The 11,857-nt window shown below is 64.4% G+C and carries 12 protein-coding genes; 8 read left to right on the top strand and 4 right to left on the bottom strand.

What is annotated here, in order from left to right:
• Positions 1-59: 59 nt before the first annotated feature.
• On the bottom strand, positions 60-1,067 hold the full coding sequence (locus ACUY2Y_RS07955) for an acyl-CoA thioesterase (RefSeq protein ID WP_210574374.1): 1,008 nt from the start codon (positions 1,065-1,067) through the stop codon (positions 60-62).
• Positions 1,068-1,097: 30 nt separating this feature from the next.
• Here ACUY2Y_RS07955 and ACUY2Y_RS07950 point away from each other — a divergent pair, with 30 nt between their 5' ends.
• From ACUY2Y_RS07950 to ACUY2Y_RS07935, 4 genes are all read left to right on the top strand, one after another.
• Positions 1,098-1,481, top strand: coding sequence for a sterol carrier family protein (locus ACUY2Y_RS07950; protein ID WP_448325549.1), 384 nt, complete (start codon positions 1,098-1,100; stop codon positions 1,479-1,481).
• A 105-nt stretch (positions 1,482-1,586) separates the two neighbouring features.
• A complete protein-coding gene (gene purF, locus ACUY2Y_RS07945; protein WP_448325687.1) occupies positions 1,587-3,053 on the top strand; it encodes an amidophosphoribosyltransferase in 1,467 nt (488 codons plus the stop codon).
• A gap of 5 nt (positions 3,054-3,058) precedes the next feature.
• On the top strand, positions 3,059-4,162 hold the full coding sequence (gene purM / locus ACUY2Y_RS07940) for a phosphoribosylformylglycinamidine cyclo-ligase (RefSeq protein WP_448325547.1): 1,104 nt from the start codon (positions 3,059-3,061) through the stop codon (positions 4,160-4,162).
• 169 nt (positions 4,163-4,331) lie between these two features.
• Positions 4,332-4,550 carry a DUF3073 domain-containing protein gene (locus ACUY2Y_RS07935; protein ID WP_210574380.1) on the top strand — a complete coding sequence of 73 codons (219 nt, stop codon included), beginning with the start codon at positions 4,332-4,334 and terminating at the stop codon, positions 4,548-4,550.
• A 3-nt stretch (positions 4,551-4,553) separates the two neighbouring features.
• Here ACUY2Y_RS07935 and ygfZ read toward each other — a convergent pair whose 3' ends face one another.
• A complete protein-coding gene (gene ygfZ, locus ACUY2Y_RS07930; protein WP_448325685.1) occupies positions 4,554-5,714 on the bottom strand; it encodes a CAF17-like 4Fe-4S cluster assembly/insertion protein YgfZ in 1,161 nt (386 codons plus the stop codon).
• Between ygfZ and ACUY2Y_RS07925 the strand changes: the two genes are divergently transcribed.
• Positions 5,713-6,612 carry an aminodeoxychorismate lyase gene (locus ACUY2Y_RS07925; RefSeq protein ID WP_448325545.1) on the top strand — a complete coding sequence of 300 codons (900 nt, stop codon included), beginning with the start codon at positions 5,713-5,715 and terminating at the stop codon, positions 6,610-6,612. The two genes, ygfZ and ACUY2Y_RS07925, sit on opposite strands and share 2 nt — an antisense overlap.
• Here the strand turns inward: ACUY2Y_RS07925 and ACUY2Y_RS07920 are convergent.
• A complete protein-coding gene (locus ACUY2Y_RS07920; RefSeq protein ID WP_448325543.1) occupies positions 6,609-7,304 on the bottom strand; it encodes an FABP family protein in 696 nt (231 codons plus the stop codon). The genes ACUY2Y_RS07925 and ACUY2Y_RS07920 overlap by 4 nt on opposite strands.
• Positions 7,305-7,319: 15 nt before the next feature.
• Positions 7,320-8,060 (bottom strand): LmeA family phospholipid-binding protein, encoded by a 741-nt coding sequence (locus ACUY2Y_RS07915; protein ID WP_448325541.1) that lies wholly within the window; start codon positions 8,058-8,060, stop codon positions 7,320-7,322.
• A gap of 22 nt (positions 8,061-8,082) precedes the next feature.
• On the opposite strand from ACUY2Y_RS07915, the gene mshD reads away from it, so the two are divergent.
• The 3 genes from mshD to pstC all read left to right on the top strand — a co-directional run bounded on the left by mshD (position 8,083) and on the right by pstC (position 11,675).
• Positions 8,083-9,057: a mycothiol synthase gene (gene mshD / locus ACUY2Y_RS07910; protein ID WP_448325539.1), complete on the top strand. Its 975-nt coding sequence runs from the start codon at positions 8,083-8,085 to the stop codon at positions 9,055-9,057.
• A gap of 205 nt (positions 9,058-9,262) precedes the next feature.
• Entirely contained in the window at positions 9,263-10,408 is a 1,146-nt protein-coding gene (gene pstS, locus ACUY2Y_RS07905; RefSeq protein WP_448325537.1) for a phosphate ABC transporter substrate-binding protein PstS, read from the top strand.
• Between the two features lie 202 nt (positions 10,409-10,610).
• Positions 10,611-11,675, top strand: coding sequence for a phosphate ABC transporter permease subunit PstC (pstC, locus tag ACUY2Y_RS07900; RefSeq protein WP_448325536.1), 1,065 nt, complete (start codon positions 10,611-10,613; stop codon positions 11,673-11,675).
• Positions 11,676-11,857 lie beyond the last annotated feature (182 nt).

The raw sequence follows: 11,857 nt of genomic DNA, 5'->3' as shown, positions 1-11,857 counted from the left end.
GGGGTACCGCCGTGAAGCGGTCCCCGCGCTTTTTCTGTGCCTTGTGTTAGTTCCGCGGTCTAGTCCGTCCGCTGGGTGGACGGGTTCGGGGAGACGAGCGGCATGGGGCGGTACTCCTCCCGCATCGCCTTGAGCACCTCGGCGTGCTGCCAGAGGGCCTTGTCTTCCTCGGTCTCGGGGACGAATTTGCGGGCCTTCAGCGGGTCGCCGTCCGTGTCGGTGGCGACGTAGGTGAAGGTGGCGTGGATCGCCGTCTGCAAGTTCTCCCGGCCGCCGCGCGGATCGCCGGAACGCACGTGGGTGTCCACGCTCATGGAGCGCTTGCCGGTGCGGGTCAGGCGTGCGTCGACCTCGATGAGGTCACCGATGGAGATCGGGCGGTAGAAGCGGATGCCGCCTGCGTAGACGGCCACAGTCTGCTCGCCGGACCATTCCATCGTGCAGGAGGTACCTGCGGCATCGATCCACTCCATCGCGGTGCCGCCGTGGACCTTGCCGCCCCAGTTGATGTCGGTCGGCTTGGCCATGAAGCGGTGGATGATGCGCGGGGCGCGGGACTCGCCGTCGTAGGTCTGTTCCGCCATCTGCTCTTCGATGTTCTTGCGCAGTTCCATGCGGGACTTCGCGGCCTGCTCGACGCGCTTTTCTTCGTCAGTCTGCGGGACGTACGTGGGCACCTGCATGCCCTTGCCGGTCTCGGGGTCCTTGGCCACGAAGATGACCAGGCAGTCGCAGGCGCGGGTGAACACGCCTTCGCGCGGGTCGGCGGAGAGGACCTCGTTGACGATGTGCATGGAGCTCCGTCCGGTCATGGCGATGCGGGAGCGCACCTCCACGATGTGCCCGGACGGGATGGGGCGGGTGAAGTGAATGTGGCCCACGTATGCGGTGACGCAATAGGTCGAGGACCACTGGACGGCACAGGCGTAGGCGGCTTTGTCGATCCACTCGAGGACGCGTCCGCCGGAAACGCCTTGCGCACCAGCGTGAATGATGTCCGTCGGGGCCGCCATGAAGCGAAGGGTGATGGATGAGGGCTTATCTACAGATTCCGCTGTCTCGGTCATTCCTGTGAGTTTAATACGTAGACTGCGATCATGACTCCTAAGAACGACCCTTCGGCTACCCGCGCCGCGATTGAGGCTGTCAGGGGGTGGATCGAGGATCCGGAAAGCACGCCCGTTCCGGCTCGTGGGCTGATCGCTGACGCTTGTCGACGCTCCGTGCGCGCCCTCGCCGCCGAACTCCCCGGACACACGGTGGAGCTTCGGGTGCCCCCATTTGTGGCTGTTCAGTGTGTTGAGGGGCCGCGTCACACTCGCGGCACCCCTTCCAATGTGGTGGAGATGGCGCCGGAAATCTGGCTGCAATTGGCCACGGGGAAGCTGGATTATGACACCGCCGTTGCCGAGGGTCTGGTGGAAGCCTCGGGTTCCCGCGCCGGGGAGGTCACCGCCGGCTTGCCGGTGATTGCCCTCTAGGTGGGTGAATCCACTAGGGTTGTGCACGTGCAAAGCCTGAATGCTGATGCTGCCGATGCCGCCAACGTCACCGATCATTCGGTGCCTACTGGTATCCCACGGGATATGGAGGCCGAGGAGAACGAGCCGCGCGAGGAGTGCGGTGTCTTCGGCGTATGGGCACCGGGGGAGGATGTGTCCAAGCTGACGTATTTCGGCCTGTTCGCCTTGCAGCACCGCGGCCAGGAAGGCGCCGGCATCGCAGTGGGCGATGAGGGCCGCATCGTGGTGTTCAAGGATAGCGGTCTGGTTTCGCAGGTCTTCGACGAGGCGATTCTGGACGCGCTGCAGGGCGATGTGGCGATCGGCCACACGCGCTATTCCACGGCGGGGTCCGGGAAGTGGGAGAACGTCCAGCCGATGTTCCGGACCTCCCCGAATGGGACCGATGTGTCGCTGGCGCATAACGGCAACCTGGTCAATTTCAAGACACTGGAAGACGAGGCGGTGCGCCGCAAGCTCGTGTCGGCCGAGGGGGTCGAGGGGCAGGGCTCGTCGTCGGATACTGCCGTGGTCTCGGCATTGCTTGCCGACGGCGTCCGCGACGACCGCACCCTCCTCGATTCCGCCCGCGATCTGCTGCCGACGTTGAAGGGTGCTTTCTGCCTCGTTTTCACCGACGGCAACACCTTGTACGCGGCGCGCGACCCGCATGGCGTGCGACCGCTGTCGCTGGGTCGCCTCGAGCAGGGCTGGGTCGTGGCCAGTGAGACTGCCGCGCTGGATATCACCGGTGCGTCCTTCGTCCGCGACATCGACCCCGGCGAGCTCATCGCCATCGACGAATCCGGCATCCACACCGAACGCTTCGCCGACGCCACGCCGAAGACGTGCGTGTTCGAGTACGTCTACATCGCGCGTCCTGATTCCGTGGTGGAAGGCCAAACGGTCAACGCCACCCGCCTGGAGATCGGCCGCCGCCTGTCCCACGTCGCGCCCGTCGACGGCGACATCGTCATGCCTGTACCTGAGTCCGGCACCCCTGCCGCGATCGGTTACGCCGAAGAATCCGGCATTCCGTTCGCGCAAGGCCTGATGAAGAACGCCTATGTCGGCCGCACATTCATCCAACCGTCGGACACCTTGCGCCAGCTGGGTCTGCGCTTGAAGCTCAACCCCGTGCGCGAGATCATCGAGGGCAAGTCCCTCGTCGTTGTCGACGATTCGATCGTGCGCGGCAACACCCAGCGCAAATTGATCCGGATGCTCCGCGAAGCCGGCGCCGCAGAAGTGCACGTGCGCATTGCGTCGCCGCCGGTGAAGTGGCCGTGTTTCTACGGCATCGACTTCGCCAGCCCGGGCGAGCTCATCGCCAATAACGCGGGTGGAGATGAGGAAGCCGTGGCGGAGAATATCTGCCGCGTCATCGGAGCCGATTCGCTGGCGTTCGTGAGCATTGACGACATGATCGCCTCCACGGGCAAGCCCGCCAACAATCTGTGCGCCGCATGCTTCGACGGCCACTATCCGCTCGGATTGCCCGAGCACAATGCCAATGCCGATGCGGTTCGGCGCATTCAGGAAGGGATGTAGCTTTCATGACCACCCCCGACAACCAGCAGCCGGAAAACCCGGACACCCAGGCCGACACTTCCGTCTCCTACGCCGCCGCCGGCGTGGATATCGAGGCCGGCGACAAGGCTGTCGAGCTCTTCGCCCCGCACGCCAAGCGCGCGACGCGCCCGGAGGTCCGCGGCAGCCTTGGCGGCTTCGCCGGACTGTTCGCGCTGGGCAAGTACAAGGAGCCGCTGTTGGCGGCTGGCTCTGACGGTGTGGGCACGAAGCTCGCTGTCGCCCAGGCCATGGACAAGCACGACACGATCGGCATTGACCTGGTGGCCATGTGTGTCGACGACCTCGTGGTCTGCGGCGCAGAGCCGCTGTTCCTCCAGGATTACATCGCGGTGGGCAAGGTCGTGCCGGAGAAGGTCGCGGAGATCGTCGGCGGCATCGCCGAGGGCTGCGTCCAGGCCGGTTGCGCGCTGCTCGGCGGCGAGACCGCGGAGCACCCGGGAGTGATGGGCGAGGATGAATACGACGTCTCCGCCACGGCTGTCGGCGTCGTCGAGGCTGACGAGCTGCTCGGCCCTGACCGTGTGCGCGACGGCGACGTGATCATCGGTATGGCGTCGTCCGGCCTGCACTCCAACGGTTATTCTCTGGCCCGCCACGTCCTGCTTGAGAAAGCAGGGCTGCCGCTCGACGGCCACATCGAGGAATTGGGTCGCACGCTCGGCGAGGAGCTGCTTGAGCCGACCCGCATTTACGCCCTCGACTGCCTGGCGCTGGCGCACGAGTGCGAGGTGCGTACGTTCTGCCACGTCACGGGCGGCGGTCTCGTGGGCAACATGGAGCGCGTCATCCCCGAAGGCAAGGTCGCAGAAATGCACCGCGCGTCGTGGGAGCCGCCGCAGATTTTCCGCACCATCCGCACCGTGGGCAAGGTTCCGGAAGAAGAGATGGAAAAGACATTCAACATGGGTGTCGGCATGGTCGCGGTCGTCGCGCCGGAGGACCGGGACCGCGCGCTGGCGATGCTCACCGCGCGCCACGTGGACTGCTGGGAGCTCGGCGTCGTGCGCACCGCGACGGACGAGGATGCGGGGGCCCGCGCGACGCTCGTCGGCACGCACGTGCACTAGTAGCTTAAGGCGCGCACACCGCGCCCCGAGCGGTTTGTGCTGGTGGTGGAGGTAAGCGACATAATTTGACGCGCACGCTATTATGGCATGCAGGACAAATTTTCAGACGTTTTCAGAAGGGCCGCCGATTAATCGAGCCGCCCTTTAGACACCTCAAGGGGGTCACGCCATGGGTCGCGGACGCGCCAAAGCAAAGCAGACCAAGGTCGCACGCCAGTTGAAGTACAACACGCCCGACATGGATCTTGATTCGCTCCAGCGGGAGCTCGCGGGCAAGGCCCCTTCGAACAACCAGTGGGACGACGACCATGACGAGGACGACGATTACGAGGTCGACCCGCAATACGCCGAGTACGCCGACTGGGACGCTGACGACGATAAGCGCTAAGAACTAGCGCCCGCGCAGCTTATTCACGGCGGCGCGCCCCGCCTTTTCTCCCTCATCCGCCGGCAGGGAATCAATGTCCACAGCGGCGGTGACGGTCATGGTGCCGTTTTCCTCGTCGCCCGCTTCGATGTCCAGGGTGATGCCATCTTCTGGTGCATTGAGTGCGGAGCGTTTCACCAACGCCAGGGCGACCGGCCCGTAATCGCAGTCGTGGACGACAGTGCCGAGTCGTCCCACGGTGCGCCCGCCCACGGTGACCGGCGAACCCGCTTCCGGTTCAGCTGGGGCAGAGCCGTCCAAGTGCACGAGGACCATCAGGCGCGGGGAGCGGCCGAGGTTCTCAACTCGTGCGACGGTCTCCTGGCCGCGGTAGCAGCCCTTATTCAGGTGCACGGCGCCGACGTGGCCGCCGCGGGCAATGAGCGTCGGTGCCTCGTGCGGGATGGATTTCGCGTCGAGGTCCGCGCGTTGTTCTGGTTCTAAGGCCTTGACGCGTTCGGCGGTGAATGCCATCAGGCCTGCCTTTTCCAGACCGGCGTCAGCGCTGGTGAGCGCCCGGTAGGCGTCGGTAAGCTGAGCGCGCGGCACGGCGATGTCGATGCGGCGCGGGCCGGCCCAGTCCACCTCGCGGGAGAAGACGGCGCCGGTGGATTCCGGCACAGCGAACGAGCTGGGAGCGCCGAGCACCGTGATGATGCCCAGGTCAGCCTTATCGACCGTCACCTCCGACCAGAAGATCATCTTGGTCAGATACTCCAGCAGGGATTCACCCAGATACGACGGGGTATCCAGGTAGAACGCGTCACCGGTGCGCGTGATGTCGCCGTGGTGGAGAATGCGCCCTTGTATGTCCAGATCGCAGAATGCGGCGGAATATCCGTCGGGGGCGTCGTCGAGTTTCTGCGACAGGAGGTTGTTCAAAAATTCCGCGGCATCCGTTCCGGCCACGCGGATCACGGCCCGGTGGCTGCGGTCCACGGCGACACCGCCGCGTTGCACGAAACGCTGTTCGCGCAGGGGATCGCCGTAGTGGGAGGGGACGCCAGCGGCGTCGATAAGCGTGCTCGTTGCGTCGGGCAGCTCGGCCGCACCAGTAAAGCTTAAAAGGGGCGAACGGTAGTTATTCACGTCCCCCAATAGTACGCGGGCATAATGGGGAATCATGGGCCCGAACAACGCAGTCATTTACCTCGTCGAGCCGTTCGGCGGTTCCCTGCGGCGGCAAAACGCGAACCTGCCGCACGTGTACTGGGACGACGCGGCGGTCACGCGCGGCGACGGCTGTTTTGAGACCATCCTCGTCACCGCCGGCACCCCCACGAATCTCGACGCGCACCTGAAACGCTTCGCGAATTCCGCGCGCCTGCTCGACCTCCCGGAACCGCCCGCTCAAGCGTGGCGGACCGCGACCGAGATGGCCGTCGCCGATTTCGTGCGCGAATCCGGGCTGGAACCCGCTGATGTGGAGGCGAAATGCCAGTGGACGTATACCCGCGGCCGCGAATCCACCGGTGTGCCCAGCGCGTGGGTGACCGTGCGGTCGATTCCGCGCGAACAACTTGAGCTGCGCAAACGGGGCGCGAAAATCATGACCGCCCCGCGCGGTTACACCCTCGCGGCCACGGAGGAGACCCCGTGGCTGACCGTCGGCGCGAAAACGCTCAACTACGCGGCGGCGATGTCCGCCGTGCGCTGGGCAAAAAGCCGCGGCTTTGACGACGTCATCTACATCGACCCCGCCACCGGGCGCGTGCTTGAGGGAGCGACCTCGTCAGTGATCGTCGTCCGCGGCGACAAGCTGCGCACGCCCACCACCGGCGGCGACGTGCTGCCAGGCACTACCCAAGCCGCGGTCTTCGCGCGCGCGGAAAAGGACGGGTGGCGCTGCAAAGAAAAAGACATCGACGTCGATTACCTGCGCGCTTCCGACCAGGTGTGGCTGGTCAGCTCCGTGCGCGGCGGAGTGCGCGTGACCGCCATCGACGGCAAAGAGCTTCCCGCGCCCAGCAAAAAAGAAGAAGCGAAGGTGCGCAAGCTTATCGACGCCGCCGTCGCCGGCTAGCCCGCGATACGCTTCAACTCAGCCGACATGTAGGGGATGAACGTGATGTCGTCCTGCGTGGAGCCGGCAGCGACACGCTCGTCGACCCAGCCCAAATTGTTGTTCGGCATCAGTCCGTACATGCGCTTGCCCGGGCCGTGGTTGGCAGGGCCCTGTTCCGTCGCGATCGTGGAGGCCGACGTGATCTGCCATGCGCGCTCGTTGACCGGGGAGCCGTAGAGAACCTCCACCAATCCGCGGGAATTAGTCAGCGTCACCTCGATCTCGTCTTTGAGGGAGATGCGCCAGAACCCGGTCTCACGCTGGTCCGCGCCGGTGGGTTCGCCGTTTTCGTCGATGCGCCAGATACGCGAATCGAAACGCAGGTAATTCTCGCCGTCGTGCGAAATGACAAGCTGCTGGCCGAAAGCGTAGTCCTTAGGTTCCTCTTCCGGCGATGCGGGCAGATCTACTGCCTGGCCCTCGCCCTGCCACACGCCCACCAGCGGCAGCAAGCCCAGTAGGCCGTCGTGCAGATTCGGGCCCTTGCGCAAGTTCGCGGTGTCGTCCGGCAGGGGGATCTCATCCAGGCCCAACCCCGGAATATTGCGGTGCGCCGTGCCCTTCGACTGCTCCGCAGCCAGGTTGACAGCGTCGTTGCTGTTCAGCTTCGTATTCGTCGGTTCGTTCTGCGGGTTCTCGTTTTCGCTCATGACACTCAAGGGTAGTCACCGGCCCGCCGGAACCGCGACGGGGGACAGTAGCTCGTCGGTCACGGTCACGTCGTGCTGCTGGGAGGAGAAGAGGATCGACCCGCCCGCCACTTCCACGAGGTCCGCCTGCGCGCCGATCGGGAGGTCGCGGGTATCCAACTCAAGGGTGTACGCGTCGGTGACGGCGGGGGCAAGGGCCGAGGGTACGTCGATAAGCTGTTCGGGTTCCATGCGGAAAGTCGTGCCGTCGAGCCGGAGGGTGACCACCGCCGACGTCTTCTCGTCCGTGCCCGGCACTGTGCCCGTGAGCTGCGCCTCACTCGCGGTTCCGCCCGTCGGCGAAATATCGTACGGATTCGCAATATCGAGGTCCGTCATGCCGAGCAGTTGGCCGAACGCGACACCGTCGAGCGACAGCGTGTGCTCAACGCGCTTGGCATGCGCCCCCGCGAATTCCGCCCTGACGGCCTTGTCCGCGTCGATGTCAATGCCGTAAATATCCGTGCGCGTATTCGCGATTCCCACCCCGTCAACGTGCACATCGAGCGCCTGGAAACTCACGCGCGGAACCTTGCCCGTGAGCGCGACCTGTGCGAAAGGGAGGCCGCCGACGTACGTCTCTGGGTCCGCCGGAAGGGCGTCAGCCTCCCGCGCGTGCGCGGCCAACGCGCGCTCCACATGCGTCGCCACCGCCGCATCCGCGCCGAATGCGAGCGCGACGACACACGCGATCGCCGCAAGCACCTTCACCTTCATGCCTTTACCGTAGCCTGGGGGTATGACACAGGGTTCTTCCGCAGTGCAGCGCGTCGATCTCGGCGCCGAATCCGCGCTGGTCGACGCCGCCCGCACCCTCCTCGACCGCGCGCATGAGGCCGACGGCGTCGAAGCCTTCTCCGAGGGATTCACCAAAGAGCTCGGCCGCGCATCGGACCATGTCTATTGGGCATCGCTTATCGACGACACCCTGTGCTCCCTCGCCGCCTGCGCCCCCGACGGCTCCGCCGAACTGGTCGTGGACCCAGCTTCCCGCCGCAACGGGCACGGCGCCGCACTCGCTGAAACTGTCTTGCAGGCCCGCCCCGACGCTGGTCTGTGGGCCCGCGGTAATCTTCCCGCGGCCCAAGCCCTTGCCTCGAGCTTGTCGCTGCACCCTACCCGCGAACTTCTCGTCATGGCTGTCGACGGCACGGCCCTGCAGCGCATCGGCGGATTCGGTGCCACAGGTGACGCTCTGCCTGCCGGCCTTGAGGAGCTGAGCTTCAGCGAATCCGTTTCGCGCTGGGGCCGCGATGCCGTTGAGCAGGCCTGGCTGGACGTCAACAACGACGCGTTCTCCTGGCACCCCGAGCAAGGCGGCCAGACTGCTGAGGCGCTTCACGATTCCATGGATGCCCCCTGGTTCGACCCTGACGGCGTGCGTTTGCTGTGGGTGGCTGATCGCGTTGAAGCTGACGTGCTGCCTGCTTTGGCCGGCTTCCACTGGACTAAGCGCCACTCGGAAGAAGTGGGGGAGGTCTACGTCGTCGGCCTGTCCTCCGCTTATCGCGGCCGTGGTCTCGGCGACCCCCTCATGCGCGCTGGACTCGAGCACCTCGTCGCAGGCGGTTCGCGCCGAGTCATTCTCTATGTCGAAGCCGACAACGTTCCCGCCGTGCGCAGGTACGAAGCGATGGGCTTTGAGGTGTCGGAGCGTCATGTCGTCTATTCTGCGGGTCCCGCCGACCGCGCCAACGCAGTGCGCGTGGCCTGACGTTTCTCGTGGTCTCAAATGTGACACAGAACGCACCACTAATTCACAGGAGATCCCAAAGTTAACTCATTGTTCACCGTTTAGGGGTCGCATGGTTAACGCGAAACCCGTAGCTTCCCAAATGTGAGCACTCAGGCACGGACATTCCTGCGCCCTGAGACCGATGCTCAGAAGCAATCTGAATTCGCACCGGAAAGGTATCCCCGTGATCCGTAACATCAAGCGCACTGCAGCAGTCGCAGGCATTGCCGCACTGACCTCCATGACCCTCGTCGCTTGCGGCGACTCCAACGAGAACGGCACTGACGACGCCAAGGGCGGCGAGAACAACGCTTCCGAGGGCCAGGACGCTGGCTCCATCGAAGGCCTGTCCGGTCAGACCGGCCAGCTCGTCGCTGAGGGTGCTACCTCCCAGAAGAACGCTATGGAGTACTTCGGCGTCCGCTACTCCGAGGCAGTCCCCGGTGCGAACCTCGCGTACAACGCGACCGGCTCCGGCCAGGGCATCAAGAACTTCACCGGTAACCAGGCTGTCTTCGCTGGCTCCGACTCCCCGCTGAAGGAGGACGAGGGCGAGATCGAGGCTGCCAAGGAGCGTTGCGGCGGCAACGACGCATGGCACCTGCCGATGGTCATCGGCCCGGTCGCTATCGCCTACAACGTTGAGGGCGTTGACGAGCTGAACCTGACCGTCGACAACATCGTCGAGATCTTCAACGGCACCATCAAGAACTGGAACGACCCGAAGATCGCCGAGAACAACGACGGCGTCGAGCTGCCGGACCAGAACATCTCCGTGATCTACCGCTCTGACAAGTCCGGTACCTCCGACAACTTCCAGAAGTTCCTGTCTGCTGCTTCCGACGGCAAGTGGACCGGCGAGGGCAAGGAATTCCCGAAGGAGGTCGGCGTCGGTAAGGATGGCTCCACCTCCGTGGCTGAGGAAGTCAACGCTACCCCGGGTGCTATCACCTACGTCGAGTCTGGCTACGCACGTGACCTCGACCTCGGTGTCGCCAACATCGACTTCGGTGGCGGCCCGGTTGAGCTGTCCGACGAGACCGTCAACAAGGCTCTGGAAACCGTCCAGTTCAAGACCGAGGGCAACGACATGGTCGTGGACTCCAAGGCTCTGTTCGCATCCCACGAGGGTGGCGCATACCCGCTCATCCTGACCACCTACGAGATCGTCTGCTCCAAGGGCTACGACGAGGAGACCAAGAACATGGTCAAGGACTTCCTCACCGTCGTCCTCGAGTCCCAGGACGAGGAGCTCGCTGACGCTGGCTTCATCCCGGTCAAGGGTGAGTTCGCTGAGAAGCTGAAGGCTTCCGTCGACGCTATCTCCTAAGGCCTAAGCGTCACACGTACCCAGCCTCACAGTCTGGGTAAGACAACATGCCCCCTGCCGCAGCTGTGAGCCGGGGGCATGTTCACGTGGTGGGTGCGGTCCGGGAACCTCCAACGGTGTCGTCCGTACGCCCCCGACAAAAGTGGGGGAGCGTCCACGCTCTTCTACACACTGACTTTCACTATTCAAAGGAATCGTCACTATGGCTGACAACGAATTGCCGGATAACGCTCGCGCCGGCTCCGTGACCAGCGCCGACCCCGTCGGTGGCTCGTCGCAGGCGACGCCTGTAGAAACGGACCGGGATGACTCTGCCGCTGTGGGCACCGCAGGTGGCGGTGCTGGCGTGAAGCGTCCGGGCGACCGCGTCTTCGAATCGCTCTCCACCATTTCCGCCGCCCTGATCACCGTCATCATCATCGCGATCGGTCTGTTCCTCCTGATGCAGGCCTTCAACCCGCTGCGCCTGAACAAAGAGAACTTCTTCACCTACGGAGGCGACTGGCAGACCGCGAACCTGGAGGAGATGAAGTTCGGTATTCCGAACCTCTTCTTCACCACGATCACGGTCTCGATCATCGCTCTGATCATCGCCATGCCGATCGCCCTTGGCATTGCGATCTTCCTGTCCAACTACGCGCCGAAGAAGCTGGTGCGTCCGCTTGCAACGCTGGTCGACATGCTCGCGGCTGTCCCGTCGATCGTTTACGGTCTGTGGGGCGCGCAGGTGCTCGGTCCGAAGCTCTCCGGCTTGTACGAGTGGATTCACTCCTGGGGCGGCAACTTCTTCCTGTTCAAGCAGTACCAAAACTCCCCGTCGTTCGCGACGGGCGGCAACATGCTCACCGGTGGCATCGTCTTGGCGATCATGATTCTGCCGATCATCGCGGCGACCACCCGCGAGATCTTCGTACAGACCCCTCCGGGACAGATCGAGTCCGCCCTGGCACTGGGCGCGACCCGCTGGGAAGTGATCCGCATGACTGTTCTTCCGTTCGGTATGTCCGGCTACATCGCCGGCTCCATGCTGGGCCTCGGCCGTGCGATGGGCGAAACCATGGCGCTCTACATGGTCATCCCGACCGGCCCGCAATTCCGAGGTTCGCTTTTCGACGGCGGCTCGACCTTCGCGACCGCCATCGCGAGTGCCTCGGCAGAGTTCAACAACCCGACTTCCGCTGGTGCGTACATTTCCGCGGGTCTGGTGCTGTTCCTGCTGACCTTCATCGTCAACTCGGTCGCACGCGCGATCGTCAACAAGAAGTAGGTGTATGACATGAGCACTGCATACCCCGGTAAGAATTCTGGCGAGTCCAAGAAGGTCACCAAGGTGACAGAGACCGCCCCGGCCGAGACCGCGGCTGGCACCACCGCAGCTACCGCGACCGCGACCCGCGAGAAGGCAACCGCGACCAGCGGCAGCCCATTCACCCACATCTCCTCGTCCCG

This window comes from Corynebacterium sp. 20-84 (assembly GCF_053479455.1).
This window is presented reverse-complemented; position numbering and strand designations above follow the sequence as displayed.

Excerpts from the sequence above, each read along its gene's own strand:
- purF (WP_448325687.1), top strand. The coding sequence starts at position 1,587 with ATGGAGGCCGAGGAGAACGAGCCGCGCGAGGAGTGCGGTGTCTTCGGC.
- ACUY2Y_RS07925 (WP_448325545.1), top strand. The coding sequence starts at position 5,713 with ATGGGCCCGAACAACGCAGTCATTTACCTCGTCGAGCCGTTCGGCGGT.
- purM (WP_448325547.1), top strand. The coding sequence starts at position 3,059 with ATGACCACCCCCGACAACCAGCAGCCGGAAAACCCGGACACCCAGGCC.
- ACUY2Y_RS07950 (WP_448325549.1), top strand. The coding sequence starts at position 1,098 with ATGACTCCTAAGAACGACCCTTCGGCTACCCGCGCCGCGATTGAGGCT.
- ygfZ (WP_448325685.1), bottom strand. The coding sequence starts at position 5,714 with ATGATTCCCCATTATGCCCGCGTACTATTGGGGGACGTGAATAACTAC.
- ACUY2Y_RS07955 (WP_210574374.1), bottom strand. The coding sequence starts at position 1,067 with ATGACCGAGACAGCGGAATCTGTAGATAAGCCCTCATCCATCACCCTT.
- ACUY2Y_RS07915 (WP_448325541.1), bottom strand. The coding sequence starts at position 8,060 with ATGAAGGTGAAGGTGCTTGCGGCGATCGCGTGTGTCGTCGCGCTCGCA.
- ACUY2Y_RS07920 (WP_448325543.1), bottom strand. The coding sequence starts at position 7,304 with ATGAGCGAAAACGAGAACCCGCAGAACGAACCGACGAATACGAAGCTG.
- pstC (WP_448325536.1), top strand. The coding sequence starts at position 10,611 with ATGGCTGACAACGAATTGCCGGATAACGCTCGCGCCGGCTCCGTGACC.
- ACUY2Y_RS07935 (WP_210574380.1), top strand. The coding sequence starts at position 4,332 with ATGGGTCGCGGACGCGCCAAAGCAAAGCAGACCAAGGTCGCACGCCAG.
- mshD (WP_448325539.1), top strand. The coding sequence starts at position 8,083 with ATGACACAGGGTTCTTCCGCAGTGCAGCGCGTCGATCTCGGCGCCGAA.